21 protein-coding genes and 1 tRNA gene are annotated in these 23,396 nt (G+C 62.9%); 2 read left to right on the forward strand and 20 right to left on the reverse strand.

The features are described 5' to 3' along the window. Nucleotides 1-16: 16 nt before the first annotated feature. The 13 genes from ACW7G2_RS06340 to ACW7G2_RS06400 form a co-directional block, all read right to left on the reverse strand. Nucleotides 17-502: a hypothetical protein gene (locus tag ACW7G2_RS06340; RefSeq protein ID WP_456973874.1), complete on the reverse strand. Its 486-nt coding sequence runs from the start codon at nt 500-502 to the stop codon at nt 17-19. Between the two features lie 101 nt (nt 503-603). Continuing rightward, nucleotides 604-1,869, reverse strand: a complete 1,266-nt coding sequence (locus tag ACW7G2_RS06345; protein WP_456974141.1) for a nucleotide sugar dehydrogenase — start codon at nt 1,867-1,869, stop codon at nt 604-606. Nucleotides 1,870-1,939: 70 nt separating this feature from the next. After that, a complete protein-coding gene (locus tag ACW7G2_RS06350) occupies nt 1,940-4,768 on the reverse strand; it encodes a glycosyltransferase (RefSeq protein ID WP_456973876.1) in 2,829 nt (942 codons plus the stop codon). Nucleotides 4,769-4,858: 90 nt separating this feature from the next. Next, nucleotides 4,859-6,397 (reverse strand): class I SAM-dependent methyltransferase, encoded by a 1,539-nt coding sequence (locus tag ACW7G2_RS06355; RefSeq protein ID WP_456973879.1) that lies wholly within the window; start codon nt 6,395-6,397, stop codon nt 4,859-4,861. A gap of 62 nt (nt 6,398-6,459) precedes the next feature. After that, complete coding sequence (locus ACW7G2_RS06360) at nt 6,460-10,044, reverse strand: glycosyltransferase family protein (protein WP_456973881.1); 3,585 nt, start codon at nt 10,042-10,044, stop codon at nt 6,460-6,462. 48 nt (nt 10,045-10,092) lie between these two features. Further along, the gene (locus ACW7G2_RS06365; RefSeq protein ID WP_456973883.1) at nt 10,093-10,860 is read right to left on the reverse strand and encodes an ABC transporter ATP-binding protein; all 768 of its coding nucleotides are present in this window, start codon (nt 10,858-10,860) and stop codon (nt 10,093-10,095) included. Nucleotide 10,861: 1 nt separating this feature from the next. Continuing rightward, a complete protein-coding gene (locus ACW7G2_RS06370; protein ID WP_456973885.1) occupies nt 10,862-11,653 on the reverse strand; it encodes an ABC transporter permease in 792 nt (263 codons plus the stop codon). Next, on the reverse strand, nt 11,650-12,828 hold the full coding sequence (locus ACW7G2_RS06375) for a cystathionine gamma-synthase (protein ID WP_456973887.1): 1,179 nt from the start codon (nt 12,826-12,828) through the stop codon (nt 11,650-11,652). Before ACW7G2_RS06375 ends, ACW7G2_RS06370 begins: the two co-directional genes overlap by 4 nt. 233 nt (nt 12,829-13,061) lie before the next feature. Then, nucleotides 13,062-14,447 (reverse strand): pyridoxal-phosphate dependent enzyme, encoded by a 1,386-nt coding sequence (locus ACW7G2_RS06380; protein WP_456973889.1) that lies wholly within the window; start codon nt 14,445-14,447, stop codon nt 13,062-13,064. Nucleotides 14,448-14,604: 157 nt separating this feature from the next. Further along, nucleotides 14,605-14,817, reverse strand: a complete 213-nt coding sequence (locus ACW7G2_RS06385; RefSeq protein WP_456973891.1) for a YdcH family protein — start codon at nt 14,815-14,817, stop codon at nt 14,605-14,607. Nucleotides 14,818-15,091: 274 nt separating this feature from the next. After that, complete coding sequence (locus ACW7G2_RS06390) at nt 15,092-15,340, reverse strand: hypothetical protein (protein ID WP_456973893.1); 249 nt, start codon at nt 15,338-15,340, stop codon at nt 15,092-15,094. Between the two features lie 54 nt (nt 15,341-15,394). Beyond that, a complete protein-coding gene (locus ACW7G2_RS06395) occupies nt 15,395-15,991 on the reverse strand; it encodes a hypothetical protein (RefSeq protein ID WP_456973895.1) in 597 nt (198 codons plus the stop codon). Then, on the reverse strand, nt 15,988-16,368 hold the full coding sequence (locus ACW7G2_RS06400; RefSeq protein WP_456973897.1) for a DUF4398 domain-containing protein: 381 nt from the start codon (nt 16,366-16,368) through the stop codon (nt 15,988-15,990). Before ACW7G2_RS06400 ends, ACW7G2_RS06395 begins: the two co-directional genes overlap by 4 nt. A gap of 92 nt (nt 16,369-16,460) precedes the next feature. Here ACW7G2_RS06400 and ACW7G2_RS06405 point away from each other — a divergent pair, with 92 nt between their 5' ends. Beyond that, nucleotides 16,461-17,582, forward strand: coding sequence for a PilT/PilU family type 4a pilus ATPase (locus tag ACW7G2_RS06405; RefSeq protein WP_456973899.1), 1,122 nt, complete (start codon nt 16,461-16,463; stop codon nt 17,580-17,582). 137 nt (nt 17,583-17,719) lie between these two features. Here the strand turns inward: ACW7G2_RS06405 and maiA are convergent, their stop codons facing one another. The 6 genes from maiA to rplM all read right to left on the reverse strand — a co-directional run bounded on the left by maiA (nt 17,720) and on the right by rplM (nt 21,325). Continuing rightward, nucleotides 17,720-18,376 carry a maleylacetoacetate isomerase gene (maiA, locus tag ACW7G2_RS06410; RefSeq protein WP_456973901.1) on the reverse strand — a complete coding sequence of 219 codons (657 nt, stop codon included), beginning with the start codon at nt 18,374-18,376 and terminating at the stop codon, nt 17,720-17,722. Between the two features lie 99 nt (nt 18,377-18,475). Continuing rightward, on the reverse strand, nt 18,476-19,468 hold the full coding sequence (locus tag ACW7G2_RS06415; RefSeq protein ID WP_456973902.1) for a fumarylacetoacetate hydrolase family protein: 993 nt from the start codon (nt 19,466-19,468) through the stop codon (nt 18,476-18,478). An 88-nt stretch (nt 19,469-19,556) separates the two neighbouring features. Beyond that, nucleotides 19,557-20,297 carry a 2OG-Fe dioxygenase family protein gene (locus ACW7G2_RS06420; RefSeq protein ID WP_456973904.1) on the reverse strand — a complete coding sequence of 247 codons (741 nt, stop codon included), beginning with the start codon at nt 20,295-20,297 and terminating at the stop codon, nt 19,557-19,559. A gap of 60 nt (nt 20,298-20,357) precedes the next feature. Then, a tRNA-Gln gene (locus ACW7G2_RS06425) sits at nt 20,358-20,432 on the reverse strand. Between the two features lie 69 nt (nt 20,433-20,501). Next, nucleotides 20,502-20,894: a 30S ribosomal protein S9 gene (gene rpsI / locus ACW7G2_RS06430; RefSeq protein ID WP_456973906.1), complete on the reverse strand. Its 393-nt coding sequence runs from the start codon at nt 20,892-20,894 to the stop codon at nt 20,502-20,504. Nucleotides 20,895-20,896: 2 nt separating this feature from the next. Next, complete coding sequence (gene rplM / locus ACW7G2_RS06435; protein ID WP_456973908.1) at nt 20,897-21,325, reverse strand: 50S ribosomal protein L13; 429 nt, start codon at nt 21,323-21,325, stop codon at nt 20,897-20,899. Between the two features lie 206 nt (nt 21,326-21,531). Here rplM and coq7 point away from each other — a divergent pair, with 206 nt between their 5' ends. Beyond that, nucleotides 21,532-22,176: a 2-polyprenyl-3-methyl-6-methoxy-1,4-benzoquinone monooxygenase gene (gene coq7, locus ACW7G2_RS06440; RefSeq protein WP_456973910.1), complete on the forward strand. Its 645-nt coding sequence runs from the start codon at nt 21,532-21,534 to the stop codon at nt 22,174-22,176. Between the two features lie 377 nt (nt 22,177-22,553). Here the strand turns inward: coq7 and speD are convergent, their stop codons facing one another. Then, complete coding sequence (gene speD / locus ACW7G2_RS06445; RefSeq protein WP_456973912.1) at nt 22,554-23,345, reverse strand: adenosylmethionine decarboxylase; 792 nt, start codon at nt 23,343-23,345, stop codon at nt 22,554-22,556. Nucleotides 23,346-23,396: the final 51 nt, after the last annotated feature.

Below are 23,396 nucleotides of genomic sequence, written 5' to 3' on the forward strand. Positions count from 1 at the left end.
CACTTCATCAGGCACTTCAGTCGACGGACTGGCGGATATAGAACGAAGACGTGGCCGCCGGGTCGTTGAGCGGCGGGCCGCCCTCGGCGGACCTGATCAGGGCACTGATCGGCTCTACACCAGTCTTCCGGTACTGCACACGGATGCCGTTCTCGTCCATCAGGCCCGTGCGGACAGTGAAGCCGCCCTTCTCGAAGATCTGCGTGGCGCTGGAATGGGTATCCTCTGCGGTCGCCCCCAACATCTCGACGAAGACTTGGCGCTGCTTCGTTCCATCCTCGAGCGTGCGGATCCGGTCGTACCTGACGGTGGACGCAGCCATTTTCTGAAGATTCTCAAGACCCTGATCGACCGGATCACCGGCAATCGGCTTCTGCGCCGGCCGTGGGGTTGTGGACTCCAGGGTTGGCGTCCCACCCTGGCTTGCGGGAGCGGCCGGCTGGTCGGCGCCACACCCGGCAAGCAACAGGATCAGACCCGATAGAGTGATGAATCTGCGCATGATTGTGATTCCGTAATTATCTTTGGAAAGAGGATTGGCTGACTGCCCGCAGTTCGCCGCATTCGGCGAAGGACAGTTCGCCACAAAGTACGTGGGTTGACTTAGAGACGATAAATTCTATCGCCGCGGGGTAGCACTCCCTTCACATCAAAAACGATGCCGCCGGGCTTCAGGAGTTCCTCGACTTCGAGCGTACGTTTGTCCCCAACGTATTGTTCATGAGCAACCGCAACCACCACCGCGTCGTATGCGCCTGGCGCGGGCTTCTTGATCAGCTCAATCCCGTACTCGTGCCGGGCATACTCCGGGTTGACCCAAGGATCATGGACATCAATGGTCGCGTTGATCGTACTCAGCTCCGATACAACGTCCACCACCTTGGTGTTCCGGACGTCCGGGCAATTTTCCTTGAAGGCGAAACCCAGGATAAGGATGCGGGATCCAACCACGTTGATCTTGGCCTCGGCCATCAGACGAATGATGCGATCGGCTACGTGTGGCCCCATCTCGTCGTTGATCCGACGTGCCGCCAAGATCAACTCGGGGTTGTAACCGAGCATCGTGGCCTTGTGGGCCAGGTAATAGGGGTCAACACCGATGCAGTGACCGCCCACTAGACCTGGCGAGAAGGGCATGAAGTTCCATTTTGTCCTCGCGGCAGCGAGCACGTCGTGGGTATCAATCCCGATCCGGTGGAAGATTCGCGCCAGTTCGTTCATCAAGGCAATGTTCACGTCACGCTGCGTGTTTTCGATGACCTTCGCCGCCTCTGCGACCCGGATCGAGCTGGCCTTGTGTGTACCCGCCTCAATGATCGACGCATACAGATCGTCTACCCGATCCGCGATTTCTGGGGTCGAGCCGGATGTCACCTTCTTGATCTTGGTGACCGTGCGCTCCTTGTCGCCGGGATTGATGCGCTCCGGGCTGTAACCGCAATAGAAATCCTGATTGAAGCGAAGCCCCGAGGCCTTCTCCAACACCGGAACGCAGACCTCCTCCGTGACGCCCGGGTAGACCGTGGATTCATAGATCACCACATCGCCCTTCTTGAGCACCTTGCCGATCATCGCGCTGGACTTCAGCAGCGGATCGAAATCCGGCTGGCGCGCCGCATCGATCGGCGTGGGTACCGTGACGATGTAGACGTCGCAATCTCGCAGATCTTCCACCTTGTCGGTGTAGACCAGCTCGTGCACTGCAGCCAGTTCGTCCGCGGGGACCTCCAAGGTTCGGTCAAATCCTTGGCGGAGCTCACGTATCCGCTCCTCGTTGATGTCAAATCCAACCACGCGACGCTTCTTGCCAAACGCAACCGCAAGCGGTAAGCCGACGTAACCGAGGCCCACAACCGCAAGGGAAAGCATTGAGTTATCGTTCACTTGCGGGCATCCTTTCGCGCCGTCTAGCACGGTTCATTTCGAGCACGCCATTGTATCAGCCGGCACGTTGCACCAATGCCCAGATCCCGGCGAGTTGTGCAGGTCCGTATCTCTCGGTTGCCCACCCCACCGCGCGCCGCTGGAGCTCCGTATAGGCCGATGCATCCTCATAGGTGCGCTTGACCAATCCAGCCAGACCCTCCGGTTCGCAGTACAGCGCTGCATCGCCGAACATCGGCTTCCATTCCGGGGCGAGCACGGCGACGCAACCCGCCGCCATCGCCTCGACGATGTAGCGCGCCTGTGCGTCATCGGCAGTGCCCCCATGGTGATGGGTGTAGAAATCACACTGCGAATAGAACACGAACCGGGCGACTTCGGCGCCCGACAGCACGTCCCAGTTGCTGGCGGCCTCCTCCTCGAGGTAGCTGTCCAGTGCGCTCTTGGGGTCAACCAGAAAGCGCATCCGGATGTCGGCATCCGCAAGAAACGCGACGCGACGTCCCCGGCGACCGTTCGGCAACGAATCTTTCGGCCCATGCAGGACGCGCCCTACGACCGGCGCATCAGTGCCCCGTCGCCCGTAGGGCACTGTGGAAAGGTCTTCCACGATCGAATGCGGCCAGCGCACCGGCGACACTACGCGACTGGAAACAAATTTCCCAAGCCCCGAGGCGGCCTGGTCGCTCGTTGTAATCCAGACCGGTTCGACCCCAAACATGTGAAAACAGCTGGTCGCGCACTGTGCGGCATCGAATTGGACCAGTCCGTCCTCTCCGCGTCCAGCATGGCGGGCAACGATCATGGCGGACCCGACGCTCAGTGAGGATGCATGGGGAAGACGGAACTGGAGAATGGAGGGGTCACGCACAACCAGGGTTCCAACGGTTGTCTTGTCCGAATACAGGACCTCGTCGATTGCCTCCTTCTGCAGCAATTCCTCGATCTCGATATCGAACGGCTCGATCTCCCGCAGCGACAGATTGCGGTAGGACTCAAGGTGCAGGATTCCGACCCGCATCCCCGCCTTCACTGCAGCGACCGCCTCATGCCCCACATTGATCTCGGGACCCGCTGAAGCACGGAAGTCGGCAACGAAAACGATGTCGTAGCGGGAGCGCCGGGCAATTTCCTCGCCCGTCTGGTCGACGATGAATCGCTTGGGCAGGCGGAATGGCCGCTTTTTCTGGTTGATATCCATGAAACCGTCGCCACTGGTGAGCTTCACCTGCCGGTGCCAGGTCTCGTAGCTGCGGCGGTACAGCGCGCGTGACGGATGCCTCCACCCGGGTTTGAATTCCGCCCGCGACAGGCTTCCTGGGCGCAGCCGGATCATGGCCAAGGGCTGCGGCAGGACCCGGTGCGCCTCGTCCCCGAATGCCATCTTGATCCGCAGCGCGTACTCGGTGTCGGCTCCCTTCCGCGAAGCGTCGAAGTACCCGATCCGATCCCTTACCCGCTCGAGGTCGAACATGAGGGAAGAGGCGTTTTCGCGGTCCGGAAGCACGCCTGGCAGGTTCACGACCAAGTTGTCGTCACAGCGATAAGCCATGCTCGCCGTTGACACCAGACTGTCGTCCGACAGGAGCTGCTGGACCTGGAGTTCAATCCGCTGGGGGTGCGCCCAGTCATCGGAATCATGGACCGTGAAGTACTTGCCCTTGGCCTCGCTCAGCCCCCGATTCCGGACAACATACGTGCCACTGTTAGCCTCCTGCCTGATCAGCCGGATCCTCGAGTCCGAGGCGGCGACCTGTTGCAACAGGGGCAGGAACTGTTCAGGCGATGCGTCGTCGATGATCAGGATCTCGAGGTTTCCCCATGTCTGCTGCGTCACCGACCGGACCGCAGAAACCAGACCTTCATCAGGGCACCAGCTCGAAACGACGACAGTGACCAATGGGCCCTCATCCACCGACGCCAGCGGAACGGTGGCTAGACGATCGAATGGATGGCTCAGCGTCGCCGGCACCTCATCGTCAACCAGAATAGGCGCAACGCCCGCTCGGACGAATCCACGGTTCATGAGCTCCAGCCAGCGACCCATGTCGGCATGGGAAGAATCGATAAAGGGGTTGCACATATCGGCCTCTAGGAACTGCCGATCGATCTCTTTCAGGCGGAGACTGGCCATCGCCCGCTCCAGACAGCGCCAGTCGCGAAGATAAAACGCCAAATCCGCCATCAGCTTCCCGTGCTGCAGATCAAGGCTCTTCACCCCCTGCACATCCACCAGCGCCTTGTACAGCGTCAGGGCATTAATTCTGTCGTCCGGAAGCAGCGTCTGCAATGCGACCACCCTGGCCAGACGCCGCGCTAATTTTGGATCCAGCCGGGCAAACACGGGCCGGACCCGGGCAGTGCCACGACCACTCCTGTAGATGCCCAGGCAGATTCGGATCTGTTCCCAGGTCATGGTTCCCGAAGACGCCATGGCCGCGAGGATGTCGCGTCCGGCAATAGAGCCCGTGCGCAGGATCGTGCGGTCAATCTCCCTTAGGAACTGCCGCGACTCATACAGCCGCACATAATCACGGATAGTCTGCGGCAGGTGTCCACCTGTCGGAGGGCCAACAGTGCCCTCGGCCTTCGGCAAACGGCCTGGGACGTCATGCTGTGGAAGGGCGCGCACGACACGCTCCGTCGAGCGTCCAACCTCTTCGGCTATGCGGAAATGCAGGATCCGCGCCCTGCGTGCACCAATCGCGGCAATTGCCAAAATGGATATGCCGAGCCCGGCAAGCGATACGTGCGCCAGCCGGTCAAAGCCCAACAGCGACGCCACGACAGTTGCCATCGCGACAACGAGGCCGATAAACAGGACTCCAAGCTCGGACCACACCCAGGCCCGCTTGGCGGCAGACACATGCCTCAACAATGACATTTTTTTTTCCCTTTGGTCCGGTCTTTTCAAGCAGATACGTCATGCGTGCATTCCACGCCCCAGGCAACGCCTGACGCGAATTTTACGGCGTTACCAGCACTCTGGATCCTTGGTTCTCGCCGATACGTCAGGCAGGTAATCGAAAGCCATCGTCCGTCCGGAAATCATCCGCGGATTAACCAAGGCGCTGTTTTCCTGTTGCCACCGAGCGATGACCTTCTGCTCGTCTTCCCTCCCAACATCATCGACCAAGATGAGCGCGCCCGGCAGAAGCCTGCTTTGGAGCAGCGGCAACGCAGGATAACGTGCCAGCGGCCCTGTCGAGCTTGGAGGTCCATCCACAATCAGTATCGAAACATCGTGAACATCGTCGAGGGCGGCGGTATCGTACCAATCGAAGGATTCGCCCCCAACCTGACAGGCTCGAAGAGGTGCTTTCCGGATCTGCGCCACTTCGCCAAGGCCGTGCTCATGCAACGCCGTCTCGCCAAGCAACGTAAATTCTTCCAGATGTTCGAGCGATATCAGTGACCCGCCCCCGATTTTCTTGAGCGCATGGCCGATCCACACCGTTGAGGTGCCGCTCCCGCATTCCACGATCAGTCCTGGCTTGCGCGAGAGCACCTCCTTCACCACCGACAGCATGGTGACTGGCTCCATGGCCCAGCCCTTGGCGACACCACCGAGCAAGGGCATGGGCGCCTGCAGATCGAACAGGCCATAGAGCTGCATCAATGCCTCGGCCTCCTGCATTGTTTCGTACTGCATCTTGGCCAGGGCCCGATGGGCAAGTTCGCTCATCTTTTCGCCGTTCCGAGCAATTGCTTCAATCCCGGAGACGACCTCGGCAGGCACTTTCCCGATATCGCGAAGGATCTGCCGCATGAGCCTGTCATAGATCTCATTGCGCTCTACGGACTGTGCATGCACGGCTTCGGCAACCTTGGACGGGACGGCCCCGGCATCCCGAATCAGTTGTCGCATCAGCTTCTCGGACGTCTCGCTACGGGGAGCCAGCGTTGCGACCAGTCCTTCAACCACCTTGGGCTGCAATCCGTTTGTATCGCGGATCAGCTGCCGCATCAGCTTCTCGAATGCCTCGCTACGGGGAGCCAGCGCTGCGACCAGTCCTTCAACCACCTTGGGCTGCAATCCGTTTGTATCGCGGATCAGCTGACGTATCAGCCTCTCGGTTCGCTCTACATCGGGGAACAGCGAAGCATGCAGCATCTCCGTCACTCGCGACGGCACTGCCTCAAGTGTTTCAGCCGTGCGTGCGGATGCCTCGTCGACACCACGGGTCAGGGCATCCATGGTGTCCGTCATCGTCCCGGAGAGTAAAACGATTGCCTGTCGCGCTTCACGTGAGCCCGCCGCATGATCCCGGCTGGCCATCTCCATGTCGCGGAAGGCCCTCAGCACCAGCCCCGTGATTTCGTTTGAGTTCCGTTTGAAGTCGCCCAGTTGGGTAGTCAAGCGGTGATCCATCGTCGCCGACAACTGTCCGACCTGGGTCGAAAGGGTGGCCAGGCGATATCTCAGGCCCACGATCAGCCCGGCCGCGACTGCAACGAGTGCCGCTAGACCGAGCACCATGACGTCCAGTCTTGGCAAAGCGAGACCGGTCATCACTAAGGCAACTCCGGCCAGAACGGCCAAGCCACCGACCACTCTACGCATTCTCTGCATACTCAATTCGACGCTCCACCAATGACATCCAAACCACTCACCGGCATAGCGGGTGAGCCCATACACCACTCGATCTCCTTCGCGATGACATCGTCCATGTCGCTTTGCATCCTCACCCGTGCGGCGGCAGCGGCGGACATCTGCTGGAACCGGTCAGGGTTAGCGAGAAGGGAAAGGATACCTTCCGCCATCGCCTCGGCATCCTCTTCCGCCGCAAGGATCGCGCATTCATTGTCAACAAACTCCGCCACCGCCCCCACGCGGTTGGTCACAGCTACCAGGCCACAGGCCATCGCCTCGTCCCGCGTGACCCCTTGTGTGTCGGCTCGGGTGGGAACGAGGAAAATGCCATAGTCGCGGTACAGGCTGGCCAGTTCCTGCTGGGTCAGGAACGATCTCCTGAAATGCACATTTGGATACTGGAGTAGCTGCCCGAAATTTTCCTCGAACAGCGGGCCATCGCCGACCAACAGGAAGCTCATTTGCCTGAATTCGGGGCGGAGGGACAACAGGGAGATCACCTTGGCCGCCACGTCGTTGGCATAAACACGTGAATGATGCGGTCGAACTAGAAGGATCCTGAAACGCTGTTCAGGGGATTTTTTCCAATACTGGAATAGTCCAGTGTCTATGGGGTTGTGAATGACTGTCCAGCGATCATCAGGAAGCTGGACGCCAATATCTTCCCAGACTTGGCCAGCGAACATCCTCGACACGAACACGAAGCCCAGGCCGGCCGGAGGCGCTTCCATCAAACCCTTCCAGAACGCAGTCCTCGCTTCGCTCTCCCGGGCGGCCGTGGCTTGCTCCGACCCGGCCCTGAAGTTGAACTTCCGCCGGTGCCAGGACTGGATGTCCGAGCCATGCAACCATACGACCGTCCGGGTGGTCGCGGCCGCTTCTTCGAGCGCCGTCCACATGTCCCGGTCGAGAAAGTGCACCGCGATAGCTTCGTGCCCGGAGATCCGCAGCGTGGCGCGAAGCGAATCCGCATCACAGACCTGCACCTGGACCCCGTCAAACTCGTAGCTCGTTGGCGTGAGAGTGCGGGTAACCCACACCACGTCCACAGCGACCCCGAGGCGCTGGTAGGCTTTGACCCGCCGATGGACAAAAGCGTTCCTGTACAGCGACTCACGTGAAGGGTACTGGTTCACCACGACCACGAGGCGTCCCTGCCCGGGCATCACCACCGGAACCGGGTCGGCGTGTGAAAGAAGCAGGCTGTCCAGATAGGTAACCACGTTTCCACGTACGCGCAGCGAGAACCGATAGCCCGACGTTGACCCCGGCGCGTCGGCTTTGACATTCACGCTGGCAGGCAGCGGGACCTCAACGAGGACGGCTCCTGTCCGGTCCAGTGCCTGCAGGCGGAGTTCAAATGCGGGACTTGGGGTGGCCTCCAGGCAAGCCTCCAGCTTCCCATTGTTGTTTTCCATCGTCGTACGCGACATCGGCCGGCTGTGCAGCTCAATTTCTTGGCCTGCAGGAAGCCTGCTCACCAGTTCGAGCAGCCAGCCCTTCGCGGACACTGAGACCAGCGGGCTCTTGGCGGAGCCACCGAAGAGGGTGGCCAGTTGCGCTCCAGTCAGCAGCTTCCCGGTGGCATTCCGTGCGCCGGTGGAAGCAGGCATCTGCTCTGTGAAATGGCGGATGTGTGACATCGGCCACCCGTCATCGGCGGCCTCCCTAGACCACCGGCCGCCCGTCTGCAGGAGACGCCCCCCATTCTGGATGTAGGACAGGCCGTCCACCGACACGAGGTTGTCTCCGGTGATTTCAAGGTCGTCGAGCCGGTCGAGCAGTTCCCCAACCGTGCCGGCCCATGCGGATGCGGGCAATAGTGCCCGCCTCGCAGCGAGCCGACCTACCTTGCGGTTTTCCAGCTCCGGCGCCACATGAGTGACCAGTCCGCCTTCCGCGGTGCTGTATGACGCTTTGCCCACGATTTCACCCTGCCTGAATGAAAGTGAGAGCAGGAGGTCGAGAAGGTAGAACTCTCCGTAGAAATCATCCGCATGCCAAGGCGCAACCTTGCCCTTTCCGGCGAGGTCGACAAGGCTGATTCCGGGACCGTTTGAAGGCAGCCGCTGCAGCGCAGGTGGCAACTCAAGATCCCGGGGCGCATCTGCCCACGCGCGGACACTTACGCCCTTTTGCGAATCGAGCATGGCACTGAGCCGTCGCAGCCCTGCCTCATCCCGGACACGAGCCACCACCGTGACATCGCGCAGAATAGCGCTCCTCGGAGTTCCATAGGTGTGATGGAGGAGCATCCGGAGGCGTTCTTCCCAGCAGTGCTCCAGCAGCACCTTGCGCAGTGCCGCTTGGCGGCGCGCACGAAACTTCTCGTTTAGCGGATCCTTTATCTCAGCATAGGCCTCGCGGAGGATCCGGTCTCCATCATCGGTTGAGACAACGAGGTTTCCGAACATGCTGCTAAGAGCGCTGGAGTAGTTGCTGTAGACCGACGTGCCCGTGCCGATCAGCTCCAGCGCCCGCCTGGCGAACATTGTTGGCGACTGCTTGATGGTATTGAGAGTCAGGCCGATCCGGTAGCGCCTGTAGAGAGCCGGCGTGCTGGAATATTCGACGGCAGGCCGCAGGTTCCGCGCATAGCGATCGGGATACCTCTGGTCGGGTTCGATGGAGCCGGAATTCCTGTCGAAAATCTCGAAGGGCCCAACCAGCGACAGTGCGTCGGCCAGATTCATGAAGTCCCGGCAGCGGCTTGGGTGCCGCCCGTACCAGGCTCCAGCGAAAAAGCCGCCCTCCACTCGCTCGTCTTTCCGATTCTGGATGGGGTGGTGGAGCGCGGGCTGGAGCGCAAAAGGCAGCACGTAGACTCTTTCGTGCGCTAGTTCCCGCTTGTAACGGGGAATCATCGCGGCGTCTGTCGTGAACACTACATCGCACATCGCGGCCACAGGCAGGAACGCTTCGAAATGCAGCGGATCCTCCTTGTTCCAGAAAACACTTGGAATTCCGAGCTCGCGGCACTTCGCGACGATCTCCGCCACTGTGGACCCGCTGCCCTGCACCTTGCCGCGCCATTCACCCGACATGCCCTCCCACGCGGATTCCACGAACAGCAGGTGCGGCTTGCCCTCCCCGATCTGCGTGGACCAGGTGTCAGGGTGCAAACGGGTGAATTCGCATTCCGGAGCCAAGTTGTCGGCCGTGAAACGGTCGCATATTCCAGCGATCCGTAGATCCCGGCCGCAGTCTGGCAGGGCGACCATTGGAGGCGCCCAGGCCGCGGCCCCCGCGCCACCAAACTCGATCCGGCCAGCATCCTTGGCTGCCGGATCGCCGTGACCGGGAGTTGCCGCCCTCCGCCCGGCGCGCGCACGCCAGTATTCGATCAATAACCGGAACGCTCCGCCCGGCAAGGCCACAATCCCCCGTGGTGACCTGGCCGCATCCACAATCAACCGGCCCAGGCGATACGCCGTACTCCCGCGAAGCGCATCAACTTCTGCAGCGGCCAACGTCGCTTCGCCGGAAGCTGCCAACCCGTCGCGAAGCTCTTCCTCGGCACGCCGCAGGCGTCGGAGGATGGCCAATCGATCCATTTCGTCACTCATTCCGACCCGGCCTCGTTCCACGCCCCCAACCGCCAAACCTCCCCGCACTCAAGCTGTCGGGATGGAATCTTTTTCCCGCAGCATTTTTTGGTAAGCAGCCAGCACCTCTTCCACACCGCCGACTGCTACCAGACGGCCTTCATCCAAGAGCAGCGCCTTGTTGCAGACACTCTTCAGCAGCGAGGCATTGTGGCTGGCCAGGACAACGATCTTGGCATCGTCCACCCGGGCCCGGATCCGCTCCTTCGCTTTTTTGATGAACGAGGCGTCGCCGGCACCCAGCCATTCGTCCATGATCAGGATTTCGTGCTGCATCGCTGTGGCCAGCGCGAACCCGAGCCTGATCCGTTGACCCGAGGACAAGGTCCGCAGGCGATGCCCTGCTTTTTCTTCCAGCTCGGAGAACTCCAGCACATCCCCGGCGATGGATGCCGCCTGCGCGGGCTTCATGCCCATCGCAATCCCGCGAAGCATGATGTTCTCGACGAGGGTCGCTTCTGAACTGAAGCCCAGCGAGAGGTTCAGGAGTGCCTGCCGGCTACCCTCGACCTCGAGGGTTCCCCGGGACGGAGGATAGGCGCCTACCAAGATCTTCAGCAGCGTCGACTTCCCGGCGCCGTTTCGACCGACGAGGGCAACGCGCTCCCCCTCCTTGATGTCGAAACTGATGTCATCGAGTGTCGTCCTGAGAATCCTGCGCGGAGGCTGGAAGGCTGCCCTCAGGAAGAGGCTGGACGTGGCACGGATGCTTCGCTGCTCCTGCGTGTAGAGCGGCAGGTCGAGTCCGATGTTCCTCGCGCGAATGTAAGCTTTCATTTCACACCCAGATTGGAACGAAGCGCGCGAACTTCCGGTAGATCCCGATTGCCATTGCCCATCCGATGACAAGCATGGCTGCGAGGTAAAGGTAGGTAAGGGTCTCCACGGGCTTGCCGAGCAAAGGCGCACGTACAATCTCGACTAGATGGAATAGGGGGTTGAGACGCGCGATGCTGCCTCTGAGAGTCCCCGTTGGGATCTGATCCGCTTGCCAGAGGAGGGGCGTGAACAGAAACGCAAACATCAGGATGCTCCCCACCAGTTGATTCACATCTGGCAGCCTCGCCCCCAATACCGCAATAATCGCCGACATCCAAGCGATGTTGCCCATCACCACTGCCATCGCAGGCAGCAGGGTCAAAAGGCCCAAAGGTTGAAAATCCGGACTGACCGCAAGAGCGACCCCGACGACCGGGATGGCCAATACGAAATAGAACAACGCTTTGGCCACGACCCTCAGTATGTAATCTGTCAAACGCACCCGCCCATCGAGAATGAAACTGGAATGACCAGCGCACACCGTGGTCGCATCACTTAATGACACTGTGACCAAACGAAACAATACGTAGCCCAGACCCAAGTGCGGGATGAATGTAAAAACTTCATATCCTTGGAGCGTGGCGAAGAACCATCCCACCCCGAAGGTATAAAGCATCGGGGGAAGAAAAGCCCAGAACAGCCCAAGCCGGGATCGCCGGTACTTCGTGACTAACTCCAGCCACGTTGCGTAGATCCAGAATTCGGGAGAGCGGAGGCTGCCCCAGTAGTCTCGGATAAGAGACCGGTTCATTCCATGGCCTGTTTCAGGTCCGTCAGCAGGTCCTCGGCATCCTCGACCCCCACGGACAGACGCACAAGGTTTTCGGAAATCCCTAAGGCCTTGCGCCGCTCTTCCGGAACCGAAGCATGCGTCATCACCGCCGGATGATTCACCAAGCTCTCTACCCCACCCAGCGATTCGGCCAGTGTGAACAACTCCGTGCGCTCGCAGAAGCGCTTTGCGGCTTCATAGCCACCCTTCAGGCGAACGGACACGATGCCGCCGAAACCATCCATCTGCCGCTTCGCCAGCTCATGCTGCGGATGGGAGGCCAGGCCCGGATAGATCACCTCCTGGACCGCATCGTGACCCTGCAGGAACTCGGCAATCGCCTGCGCGTTCTCGCAGTGCGCCTTCATCCGCAGATGCAGAGTTTTGAGTCCGCGCAATGCCAAGAAGCTGTCGAACGGCCCCTGCACCGCACCCACCGAGTTCTGCAGGAAGGCGACCTGTTCGGCCAGCTCTTCATTTTCCCCGACCACAACGATCCCCCCGACCATGTCGGAGTGTCCGTTGAGGTACTTGGTGGCTGAATGGACCACCATGTCGGCGCCCTGCTCCAGCGGGCGCTGCAGAATCGGAGAGCTGAACGTGTTGTCGACAACCACGATCAGTCCGCGCTTGCGGGCGATATCCGAGATCTTCTGGATATCGACCAGCTTGAGCAGCGGGTTGGTGGGGGTTTCAATCCACACCATGCGGGTGTTGGACTTGATGGCGGCTTCAAATGCGGCCGGGTCGGTCAGGTCAACCCAGCTGAAATCCAGGCCGGCGCTGCGACGGCGCACACGCTCGAACAGGCGATAGCTTCCGCCATAGACATCATCCATGGCGATCACGTGGCTGCCTGTGTCCAGCAGGTCAAGCAAGGTGGCCGAAGCCGCCAGGCCGGAAGCAAAGGCAAAGCCCCGGGTGCCTCGTTCCAGTGACGCCACGCCGCGCTCGTAGGCAAAACGGGTGGGGTTGTGGGTGCGCGAATACTCGAAACCCTGATGCTCTCCGGGGCTCGACTGGGCATAGGTGGACGTGGCGTAGATCGGTGTCATTACCGCGCCAGTGCTGGGGTCCAGCTGCTGCCCGCCGTGGATGGCCGTAGTCCCGAGCGCCCACTGCGCCGGACCGGCTTTGCTGCGCTCGTCGGTCATGAAAGAGCCTGCTTGAAAAGTGGACCGGGCATTCTAACACTGGGGTTTGCGGCACTTGCATGGATGCCGCGCCTGTCCATTCATGATGAGTGGCCCAGCCAAGTGTCACGCGGTTTCGCGCGCGTGGCGCGCTCCTACCAAAGGACGACGATTACGACCCAAGGCCGGCGATGAAGACCCGAAGGCCGACAATTACGGCCCAAAGGTCGGCACTACGGTCCAAAAGTCGGGGATTACGGGACGCGGCGGCGGAGGTAGTTGAGCAGGTCGATGCGGGTGATCAGGCCGAGAAACTTCTCGCCGGCGCCTTCGGTGACGATGGCGACCTGCCCGCGGTCAAACACCGGCAGCAGGGCCTCCACCGGCGACTTCACATCCAGCATGTCCAGCTTGCTGGTCATGGCGGTGGAGACCGGATCGTTGAAGCGCTGCTCTTCTCCGTACACGTGCAGCAGCACGTCGGATTCATCCAGGATGCCGACGATGCGGTCGCCTTCCATCACCGGCAGCTGGGAGATCTCGTACAGCTTCATGCGCTGGTAGGCCATGACCAGCTTGTCGGTGGGCGCCAGTACCACGGTGTCTTTCTGGCTGTAGGGGCGCAGGATCAGGTCGCGCAGGTCACCGTACTGTTCGCGCTCGAAAAAGCCGTTGTCGAGCATCCAGTAGTCGTTGTAGAGCTTGCTCAGGTATTTGTTGCCGGTATCGGGCACGAACACCAGGATCTTCTTCGGTTCCGTCTGCTCGCGGCACCAGCGCAGGGCGGCGGCCAGCAGGGTGCCGGTGGAGGAACCGCCGAGGATGCCCTCCTTCGCCAGCAGCTCGCGGGCGATGAGGAAGCTCTCGCGGTCGGGAATGGAATAGGCCTTGGCCACGCGCGAGAAGTCGGCGATCACCGGCGGGGCCGAGCTTTCACCGATGCCCTCCACCTGCCAGCCGCCGGCTGGTCCGTGGGTCGTGCCGTGCATGGCGAACTCGGCCAGGATCGAGCCTTCCGGATCGGCCAGGATCAGCTCCACCTCGGGCGCGTGTTCGGCGAAGCAACGCGACAGGCCGGTCACCGTGCCTGAACTGCCCGAACCGACCACCACGGCGTCCACGCCGCCCACTTCCGCCATCTGCCGCAGCAGCTCCGGCCCGGTGCCCTGCTCGTGGGCGTCGGGGTTGTCGCGATTGCCGAACTGGTTGACGAAGTAGCGGCCCGGCGTTTCCCGGGCGATGCGCGCGGCCATGTCCTGGTAGTGCTCGGGGTGGCCCTTGGGCACGTCGGAGCGGGTCAGCACGACTTCGGCGCCCATCGCCTTGAGGTTGAAGATCTTCTCCCGGCTCATCTTGTCCGGGATCACCAGCACCAGCTTGTAGCCTTTCTGCTGGGCCACCAGGGCCAGGCCGATGCCGGTGTTGCCGGCGGTGCCTTCCACCAGGGTCGCGCCGGGCGTGATGTCACCGCGCTGCTCGGCCGCCTCGATCATGTACAGGCCGATGCGGTCCTTGATGGACCCACCCGGGTTCTGGCTCTCCAGCTTGAGATAGAGATCGCACTGACCGGTGTCCAGGCGCTGGGCCTTGATGACCGGGGTGTTGGCAATGAGGGCGAGTACGGAATCGTGGATGGGCATGGGCGGCCTGGTGCGATGGCGTGGTGGAAGTAGCGCCGGATTATCGCACTGCTCGCGCGGCACCGTGGCCGCGTCAGCCTCCGCCCTGCGGACGGCGGCGACGACGAGGAGGCCGCCGCCGCCCGCAAAGACGCGCGTACGCGCGTTCGGGGTGGGCTTACAGGGTGTCGTACATGCGGGTCAGCCGATCCTTGGCTGCAAGCTTCTGGCGCTTCATCTGGGTCAGGGTGATGTCATCGATCGGCAGCACGCCCAACTCGGCGTCCATCACCTTCTTGTCCAGTTCCTTGTGGTGGTGATAGAGGCGGCGGAACTCGGGGTTGGCCTTGATGATTTCCTCAAACTGCAGCTCGGTATGCCCTTCGAACATGAAAGCCTCCTGTGGGTCCGGAAATGCAAAACGCCCCGGCCTGGGTAGGCACGGGGCGCTTGGGGGGAGTGGAGCAGTGAACAGGTTCAACGGTGGACAGGTTCAACGGTGGAACAGGGCCAACGATGAATTCGGTGTATTCCACCCCTGCCGGCGCACCCCACCGGAACCGTTTTCCGGGGACACGCTGGCTGGAACTGGATGTGGAAATCATCGTCATGGCCCTCTCGCAGCCGGCGCAACAATTCTGAAACCTGCCGGGTGCAGTTCGACCCTACTCCTCCCCGTCGGGGTCGGCAAGCGGGCCGGGGACAGGCGCATGACGGCGCGGTTGCGGCGAAAAGTGAATGGGGATTCGGGTCTGCCAGTGCGCGGAAGCGGCAATGGGCAGGCGCTTACGCGTCTCGCCAAGCCGTTGAAACAGAAGGATATTCAGCCTGTAGGAGCGCGCCATGCGCGCGAAGCCGCGTGACATCCAGCAGCGCGGCGAGGCTTCGGTGACGACGCGACGAACCGAAGCCATGGCCCAAGCCAGATGTCACGCGGCTTCGCGCGCGTGGCGCGCTCCTACATTGGCTCAGTCGTCTTCTTCGAGGCTGCGGATGAGCTCGGCTTCGCGGCGCTCGAGTTCGGCCTGGCGGGCACGGGCCGCACGCAGGCGGGCGGCCTGGTCGCTGGCCACTCCTTCCAGTACGTCCTCCACTTCCTGGCGGGCACCGTGCTCGGCTTCAGCGGTCAGACGCAGACGGTCGGCTTCTTCCGCCTGGATCTGGGCCTGCACGCGCAGGCGCTCGGCCTCGGCGCGGGCGCGCGCGGCTTCCTGGCGGCTCGCCTCCACCATCAGGTCGCCCCGCTGGCGATCGAGCTGGTCGATCTCACGCCGGATCAGCTCGGTACGGGCGGCAATCTCCGCCGTTTCCACCCGCCATTCGGCCACCCGCAGGGCGGCATCGCGCTGGTTGGCGCGGACAGTGCCCAGGGCCTCCAGCGCCTGGCGGGCCTGGAGGCGCTCGTAGTTGGCGAAGTTGCTGCGCTCGGGATCGGCTTCGATCGCGCGCATACGCTGGGACAGGCGGTCCAGGTCGGGATTGCCGCTGTCCTGGGCCACTGCGGAAACGCTGCCGGCGCCCAGGGCCATGCCCAGGACCAGCGCATGGATGATTGGCCTGCTCATTGGTCCACTCCCAGCTGCTCGCGCAGGCGCGAGATCTGCGCTCGCCGCTGTGCCAGTTCGGTGTTGGCCACGGCTTCGCGGCTGCGGGCGCGGGCCAGATCGGCGATGGCAGACGCGGCGACGGCAGCGGTACGCGCATCGCGCGAGTTCCCGGAGCTCATGGCCGACTGGGCCTGGGAAAGCAGTGCCTGCGCCTGCTCGAGATCGGCGCTGGCGTACTGGTCGGCATCGGCGTCCACGGCGCGGGCCACCGCCTGCTGGGCGGCGGACAGTTCCGCGGTAGGCGGAGGCGTGCTGGCGCAGGCCGTGAGCACCAGCACGAAACCCAACACCAGGGCCTGCAGGGGCGATCTGAAGTGTGCAATGCTAGCTGGCATTCGTGGTCACGCCATATGGGGAACAGGCGGCCATTGTCGGCAGCAGGGCTCTGGATCGCAACGACCGGGGGCCGTCACAAGGGGGTTCGTTCATGGACATCGGCTATTTCCTGAAGCTGATGACGGAAAAAAACGCGTCGGATATGTTCCTGACCACCGGCGCGCCCGTCCACATCAAGGTGGAGGGCAAGCTGTATCCGCTGGGCAGCACCGCGTTGCCGGCGGGCATGGTGAAGAAGATCGCGTACTCGCTGATGGACGAGGACCAGGTGCCGGAATTCGAGCAGAACCTGGAGCTCAACATGGCCTGGTCGCTGCAGGATGCCGGCCGCTTCCGCATCAACGTGTTCAAGCAACGCGGCGAGGTGGGCATGGTGATCCGCGCCATCCGCAGCACCATCCCCTCGATCGAGGAGCTGCAGCTGCCGCAGGTGCTGAAGGACATCATCATGGCCCCGCGCGGGCTGGTGCTGATCGTCGGCTCCACCGGGTCGGGCAAGTCGACCACGCTGGCGTCGATGATCGACCACCGCAACTCCACCACAACCGGCCACATCCTCACCGTCGAGGATCCGATCGAGTACCTGCACCGGCACAAGATGTCGATTGTGAACCAGCGCGAGGTCGGCCTGGACACGCACAGCTTCCACAACGCGCTCAAGAACGCGATGCGCGAGGCGCCCGACGTGATCCTGATCGGCGAGATCCTGGATTCCGAAACCATGGACGCGGCGATCGCCTTCGCCGAGACCGGCCATATCTGCCTGGCCACCCTGCACTCCAACAACGCCGACCAGACGATCGAGCGGATCCTCAACTTCTTCCCGGAAACCGCCCACAAAAACGTGCTGATGAACCTGGCGCTGAACCTCAAGGCGGTGATCAGCCAGCGCCTGGTGAAAGGCAAGGACGAGCGCCGGATGCCGGCCACCGAGGTGCTGATCAACACCCCGATGATCCGCGACCTGCTGCGCCGCGGGCATGTGCACGAGCTCAAGCAGGCGATGGAGGAGTCTCTGGAGGAAGGCATGGAAAGCTTCGACCAGTGCCTGTTCCGGCTGTACAAGGAAGGCAGGATCGAGCAGGAGGAGGCGCTGAAGGCGGCCGACTCGCGCGACGGGCTTGCACTCAAGTTCCGGCTGTCGGAAGGCGGCTCGGGCGAGCACGACCCCTACGCCGACGTCTTCGTCACCGGCGAGGAAAACAACAGCTGATCAGATCCATGTAGGAGCGCGCCATGCGCGCGAAGCCGCGTGAATCCCGGCCCGGGCCAAGGCTTCGGAACCGGCAATCGGACCGAAGCCACGCCGCGTGTCGATGCGTCACGCGGTTTCGCGCGCGTGGCGCGCTCCTACGGGGCGTCGGGCTGGTTCTCGGGGCGGGCGGCGTCGAAGGCGGGGAGCGCCAGGCAGGCGGCCTCGATCCGGCGGATGGTGGGATAAGGGGCCAGGTCCACGCCGAAGCGGCGGGCGTTGTACACCTGCGGCACCAGGCAGCAGTCGGCCAGGCCCGGGGTCGCTCCCTCACAGAACTCGCCGGTGCCGGGATGGTCCACCACCAGCGCCTCGAAGGCGCGGAAGCCTTCTTCCATCCAGTGCCGCATCCATGTGTCGCGCTCGGACTGCGGCACGTTCCACTCATGTTCGAAGAAACGCATCACCCGCAGGTTGTTGAGCGGATGGATATCGCTGGCCACGAGCTGCGCCAGGGCGCGCACCCGCTGGCGCTCGCGGGCATCGAGGGGCAGCAGCGCAGGCTCGGGCCAAAGCTCGTCCAGGTACTCCAGGATGGCCAATGACTGGCGGAGATGGCGCTCGCCATGCTTGAGCATGGGCACCAGCTTCTGCGGGTTGGCCGCGGCGTATTCGTCGCCGTGCTGCTCACCGCCGTTGCGCACCAGGTGCACCGGCACCGTGTCGTATTCCAGTCCCTTGAGACTGAGACCGATCCGCACCCGGTATGCAGCGCTTGAGCGCCAGTAGGAATAGAGCGTGAGCCGGTCCGACATGTCCCCTCCCAGTACCGCGCCTCGCGCGGAGCTTCCTGCATCTTGAATGGTGACGGGAAAGGGCCCGGCCTCCGGCCGTGCCCTGCCACGCGTGGTGGATCAGGCGCCGGGCGTGTACCGCTCGATGCGCTGCTCGATGGCGCCGAAGATCGACTTGCCCGCAGCATCCAGCATCTCGATCCGCACCGTGTCGCCGAACGACATGAACGGCGTTTGCGGCTTGCCGTGCTCCAGCGCCTCGACCGTGCGCTTTTCGGCAAAGCACGAGGCGCCCCTGCTGGTGTCTTCGTTGGCAATGGTGCCCGAGCCGACGATGGTGCCGGCCGACAGCGGACGGGTCCTGGCCGCGTGCGCCACCAGCTGGGAGAAATCGAACTGCATGTCGACGCCCGCCTCTGGCGCGCCGAACCATTCACCATTGACATGGGTGACCAGCGGCAGGTGCAGCTTGTTGCCCCGCCATGCATCGCCCAGCTCGTCCGGGGTGACAAACACCGGGCTGAGCGCCGAACGCGGCTTGGACTGCAGGAAGCCGAAGCCCTTGGCCAGCTCGCCCGGGATCAGGTTGCGCAGGCTGACGTCATTGACCAGGCCGATCAGCTGGATGTGTCCCGCTGTCTGTTCCGGCGTGGCGGCCATGGGCACATCATCTGTGATGACTACGATCTCGGCTTCCAGGTCGATGCCGAATTCCTCGCTGGGCACCGGCACCGGATCACGCGGACCCAGAAAGCCTGCACTGGTGGCCTGGTACATCAGCGGATCGGTGTAGAAGCTCTCCGGCACCTCGGCCCCGCGGGCGCGGCGCACGCGCGCCACGTGCGGCAGATAGGCGCTGCCATCGAGGAATTCGTAGGCGCGCGGCAGCGGCGATGCCAGCACCTGCATGTCCAGGTCGAATGCGCCCTCGGCGCTGTTCGCTTCCAGCGTCTGGAACAGGGCGTTGAGCCGCGGCGCAACGTTCGACCAGTCTTCCAGCGCCTGCTGCAGTGTGGAGGCAATGCCATCGGCGCGTACGCCGCGGGTGAGGTCACGCGAGACGACGATGAGGGTGCCGTCGCGGCCGCCTTCCTTCAGTGAACCGAGCTTCATCTGGACTCCATGGACAACGATGCAAACGCCCATTGTACGTAGGGCGCGCGTGTAGGAGCGCGCCATGCGCGCGAAGCCGCGTGACCCCTCAGTCGTCGCCGAGGAATGCGCCGGCGCGCCAGGTCAGCACCAGGGTGTCGCGATGGCCGTGGCCCGACAGCGGCTGGATCGGGGTGCTCTCGTGGATGACCCGCGCATCATCAAGCAGCAGCAGCGACCAGGGCTGGCACAAGGTGAACCGCTGCCCGGCCGGCCCATCGGCCTGGAACACCCGGGTCTCCCCGCCCTTGATGGCATCGCGCTCCACCATGATCACCGCCACGTAGTCCACGCCATCGCGGTGCGCGCCTTCCGGCGTCGGCCGGCCGATGCCGTCGGAGGTATCGATGCGGAACTGGTGCGCTTCCACGTACCAGGGCCGTGCAGGATGCAGGGCCGAGCACAGCCCGGTGATGCCCCGCAGCAGCCCGCCCCAGGCCGGCAGAGCCACGATCTCCGGCTCCACCGGCTCGAACCAGCGACGCATGCCTCCGTGCAGGGCGTTGTAATCACGCGGCTGCCAATGGGCGCGATGCGGAGCCTGCTCGATCCGGCCATCCTCGTGGATGACAAAACAGGAATGCCGGCGCCGGCGGTAGCGTCCGCCGTCGCGCAGGTAGGTATCGGGCGGCAGCCGGTCCCAGCTTTCGCCGAGCGCATCCAGCGCTTCAAGCGGACAATCCGCGAGCGTGGCCACGTCACCGGGCGCGAGTACCGCGAAGCCCTGTTCGCGCATGGCCGGCAGCAGGCCGGCAGGGGTAAGAACGGGCGCTTGGAAGATGGATGTCATCGATCAATATTTCCGGCACAAAAAAAAAGACCCGCCGCGAGGCAGGTCTTTTCGGTCAATTGGCAGCCCCGGATGGATTCGAACCACCGAATGTCTGAGTCAGAGTCAGATGCCTTACCACTTGGCTACGGGGCTATGTTCGAAATTGTAACCCGACCTGCGGCGGTTGCCCATACCGGGAACGAACCGCCGAGGTGGAAAAGCTTAGCGCTTGGAGAACTGCGTTGCGCGACGGGCGCCGTGCAGGCCGACCTTCTTGCGTTCCACTTCACGCGCGTCGCGGGTGATGAACCCGGCCTTGCGCAGGTCGGTTTTCAGCGACTCGTCGTAGTCCACCAGCGCGCGGGCGATGCCCAGGCGGATGGCGCCGGCCTGGCCGGTGGTGCCGCCGCCGACCGTGGTGACGGTGATGTCGAACTTGTCGGTGTTCTGGGTCAGTTCCAGCGGCTGGCGCACGATCATGCGCGCGGTTTCGCGGCCGAAGAACTCGTCCAGCGGACGACCGTTAACGTTGATGTTGCCGCTGCCCTTGCGCAGGAACACGCGGGCGACGGAGGATTTGCGACGGCCAGTGCCGTAATTCTGTTGGGTCGACATGGTCAGATATCCAGGACTTGCGGCTGCTGGGCGGCGTGCGGGTGTTCAGGGCCTGCGTAGACCTTGAGCTTGCGGTACATGGCACGTCCGAGCGGGTTGCGGGGCAGCATGCCCTTCACCGCGCGCTCGATCACGCGCTCCGGGTAACGCTCCATCGCCTGGCCGAGGGTCTCGGTCTTCAGGTTGCCGATGTAGCCCGTGAAGCGGTAGTACTTCTTACCCTCCAACTTGTTGCCGGTGACGGCCACCTTGTCGGCGTTGATCACGACGATGTAGTCGCCGGTATCCACGTGCGGGGTGTAGACGGGCTTGTGCTTGCCGCGCAGGCGGCGGGCGATCTCACTGCTGAGACGGCCGAGCGTCTTGCCTTCGGCATCTACCACGTACCAGTCGCGCTGGACGGTCTCTGCCTTGGCGTTGAAAGTTTTCATGAGGGCACTCGATTCGGTGGTGAATAGTCGGGCTGATTGCGCTGGCCGCGGCCGGCGGAACTTTGCCACGCGTTGTGAACATTGGATCTGGAACGGGAACACAAGAGGCGAAATGATACAGGGCGTGGCAAGCCACCGCAACATCCCGCCTTCACCCCCTGCCCCGGCATGCTGCCGTGCGGGCGGCGGCGGTTATGATCGCCGCCATGACCAGCTCCCGCCACCTCAATCCGCTTGACCAGCTCCTGTCCCGGACCCAGCACGCGCTTGAAACCGTGTTCGGCCGCCCCGCCGCCGAACGCCCCAATCCCGCCGGCGATGAACCGGATGTGGCGCTTGATCCTGCGGAACGGCGCCACGCTGCCGGCCTGATGCGCATCAACCACGTGGGCGAGATCTGCGCCCAGGCGCTGTACGTGGGCCAGGCCGCGGTGGCGCGGGATCCGGACACCCGCGCACACCTGCTGGAAGCGGCGCAGGAAGAGACCGATCACCTGGCCTGGTGCGCCGACCGGCTGGAAGAGCTGGACGACCGGCCCAGCCTGTTCAATCCGCTGTGGTACGCGGGCAGCTACGCGATTGGCGTGGCCGCCGGCCTGCGCGGCGATGGCTGGAACCTCGGCTTCGTGGTGGAGACCGAACGCCAGGTGGAAGCCCACCTGGAAGAACACCTGGACACCCTGCCCGCTGCGGATCAGCGCAGCCGGCGGATCCTGGAGCAGATGAAGATCGACGAGGCCCGTCATGCCGATGAAGCCGAAGCAGCTGGGGCGAGGATCCTTCCTCAGCCGATTCCGGCGGTCATGGCCCTGGCCTCCAAGGTTATGAAGACCGTCGCCTACCGCGTGTAGGTCGGCCTTACGCGACCAACGCGGGGGATGGCGGAATTTACGGCGATATCCCCAGCGTGCGGGGCGTCGGGGGCGCAGCCCCGACCTACGGACGGACGCCTCTGACCGGCCATCAATTCAGCAGGCGATTTGGCTGTAGGAGCGCGCCATGCGCGCGAAGCCGCGTGAATCCTGGCGTTGCATTGTTGCGTCGGCCACAGCGCGGTAACCGACGCCCTGCCGGGAGCCGCATGTCACGCGGCTTCGCGCGCATGGCGCGCTCCTACCGGGGCCGGGACCCGGAACCGAACCCGAACCGAACCCGACCCGGAACGGAGCCGAACGAGGGCCGGTCCGGAACGGGCGCAGGAGGACCGATGCGGCCGTGACTGATGCGGTCAGTCGACCAGGTTACGCCCGTGGTAGAGCTCTTCGATCTCGCGCTTCAGGCGCGTTTCGATCTTCATGCGCTCCTTGAAGCTGAAGTTGCGGGCCTTTTCTTCGAACAGGTACTGGTCAAGATCGAAGTCCTTCAGGTGCATCTTCGTGTGGAAGATGTTTTCCTGATAGACGTTCACGTCCAGCATTTCGTACCTGGCCTTGATGTTCTTGTGCAGGTAGTCCTGGATCGAGTTGATCTTGTGGTCGATGTAGTGCTTCTTGCCCTTGATGTCACGGGTGAAGCCGCGCACCCGGTAGTCCATCACCACGATGTCGGACTCAAGGCTTTCGATCAGATAGTTCAGCGCCTTCAGCGGTGAAATCACGCCGCAGGTGGCCACGTCGATATCGGCACGGAAGGTGGCGATGCCATTGTCCGGATGGGTCTCCGGATAGGTGTGCACGGTGATGTGCGACTTGTCCAGATGCGCGACCACCGCATCGGAGATCACGCCCTTGGCGTCGCTCTTGTTGATCACCGGCTCCTCGGAAATGAGGATCGTCACCGACGCGCCCTGGGGATCGTAGTCCTGGCGCGCGATGTTGAGGATGTTGGCGCCGATGATCTCGGCCACATCGGTCAGGATCTGGGTAAGCCGATCGGCGTTGTAGACCTCATCAATGTATTCGATGTAACGGCTGCGCTCGCCTTCGGACGCGGCAAAACAGACGTCATAAATGTTGAAGGACAGAGCTTTGGTGAGGTTGTTGAAGCCCTGCAGCTTCAGGCGAGGTAGAGGTTTGACCACGGCATGCGGCTCCCGCATCAGGCAGGCGAAAGCGGGAATTATGCGGCATTT

The organism is Luteimonas sp. A277, assembly GCF_054052045.1.

What these genes read in the sequence shown, in the direction of transcription:
- ACW7G2_RS06375 (WP_456973887.1), bottom strand. Translation starts at nt 12,828, where the DNA reads ATGACCGACGAGCGCAGCAAAGCCGGTCCGGCGCAGTGGGCGCTCGGG.
- maiA (WP_456973901.1), bottom strand. Translation starts at nt 18,376, where the DNA reads ATGTCGGACCGGCTCACGCTCTATTCCTACTGGCGCTCAAGCGCTGCA.
- ACW7G2_RS06345 (WP_456974141.1), bottom strand. Translation starts at nt 1,869, where the DNA reads ATGCTTTCCCTTGCGGTTGTGGGCCTCGGTTACGTCGGCTTACCGCTT.
- ACW7G2_RS06390 (WP_456973893.1), bottom strand. Translation starts at nt 15,340, where the DNA reads ATGGCTTCGGTTCGTCGCGTCGTCACCGAAGCCTCGCCGCGCTGCTGG.
- ACW7G2_RS06365 (WP_456973883.1), bottom strand. Translation starts at nt 10,860, where the DNA reads ATGAAAGCTTACATTCGCGCGAGGAACATCGGACTCGACCTGCCGCTC.
- rpsI (WP_456973906.1), bottom strand. Translation starts at nt 20,894, where the DNA reads ATGTCGACCCAACAGAATTACGGCACTGGCCGTCGCAAATCCTCCGTC.
- ACW7G2_RS06355 (WP_456973879.1), bottom strand. Translation starts at nt 6,397, where the DNA reads ATGACCGGTCTCGCTTTGCCAAGACTGGACGTCATGGTGCTCGGTCTA.
- ACW7G2_RS06415 (WP_456973902.1), bottom strand. Translation starts at nt 19,468, where the DNA reads ATGAAGCTCGGTTCACTGAAGGAAGGCGGCCGCGACGGCACCCTCATC.
- ACW7G2_RS06395 (WP_456973895.1), bottom strand. Translation starts at nt 15,991, where the DNA reads ATGAGCAGGCCAATCATCCATGCGCTGGTCCTGGGCATGGCCCTGGGC.
- ACW7G2_RS06400 (WP_456973897.1), bottom strand. Translation starts at nt 16,368, where the DNA reads ATGCCAGCTAGCATTGCACACTTCAGATCGCCCCTGCAGGCCCTGGTG.
- rplM (WP_456973908.1), bottom strand. Translation starts at nt 21,325, where the DNA reads ATGAAAACTTTCAACGCCAAGGCAGAGACCGTCCAGCGCGACTGGTAC.
- ACW7G2_RS06360 (WP_456973881.1), bottom strand. Translation starts at nt 10,044, where the DNA reads ATGAGTGACGAAATGGATCGATTGGCCATCCTCCGACGCCTGCGGCGT.
- ACW7G2_RS06370 (WP_456973885.1), bottom strand. Translation starts at nt 11,653, where the DNA reads ATGAACCGGTCTCTTATCCGAGACTACTGGGGCAGCCTCCGCTCTCCC.
- ACW7G2_RS06350 (WP_456973876.1), bottom strand. Translation starts at nt 4,768, where the DNA reads ATGTCATTGTTGAGGCATGTGTCTGCCGCCAAGCGGGCCTGGGTGTGG.
- ACW7G2_RS06405 (WP_456973899.1), top strand. Translation starts at nt 16,461, where the DNA reads ATGGACATCGGCTATTTCCTGAAGCTGATGACGGAAAAAAACGCGTCG.
- coq7 (WP_456973910.1), top strand. Translation starts at nt 21,532, where the DNA reads ATGACCAGCTCCCGCCACCTCAATCCGCTTGACCAGCTCCTGTCCCGG.
- ACW7G2_RS06420 (WP_456973904.1), bottom strand. Translation starts at nt 20,297, where the DNA reads ATGACATCCATCTTCCAAGCGCCCGTTCTTACCCCTGCCGGCCTGCTG.
- ACW7G2_RS06380 (WP_456973889.1), bottom strand. Translation starts at nt 14,447, where the DNA reads ATGCCCATCCACGATTCCGTACTCGCCCTCATTGCCAACACCCCGGTC.
- ACW7G2_RS06385 (WP_456973891.1), bottom strand. Translation starts at nt 14,817, where the DNA reads ATGTTCGAAGGGCATACCGAGCTGCAGTTTGAGGAAATCATCAAGGCC.
- ACW7G2_RS06340 (WP_456973874.1), bottom strand. Translation starts at nt 502, where the DNA reads ATGCGCAGATTCATCACTCTATCGGGTCTGATCCTGTTGCTTGCCGGG.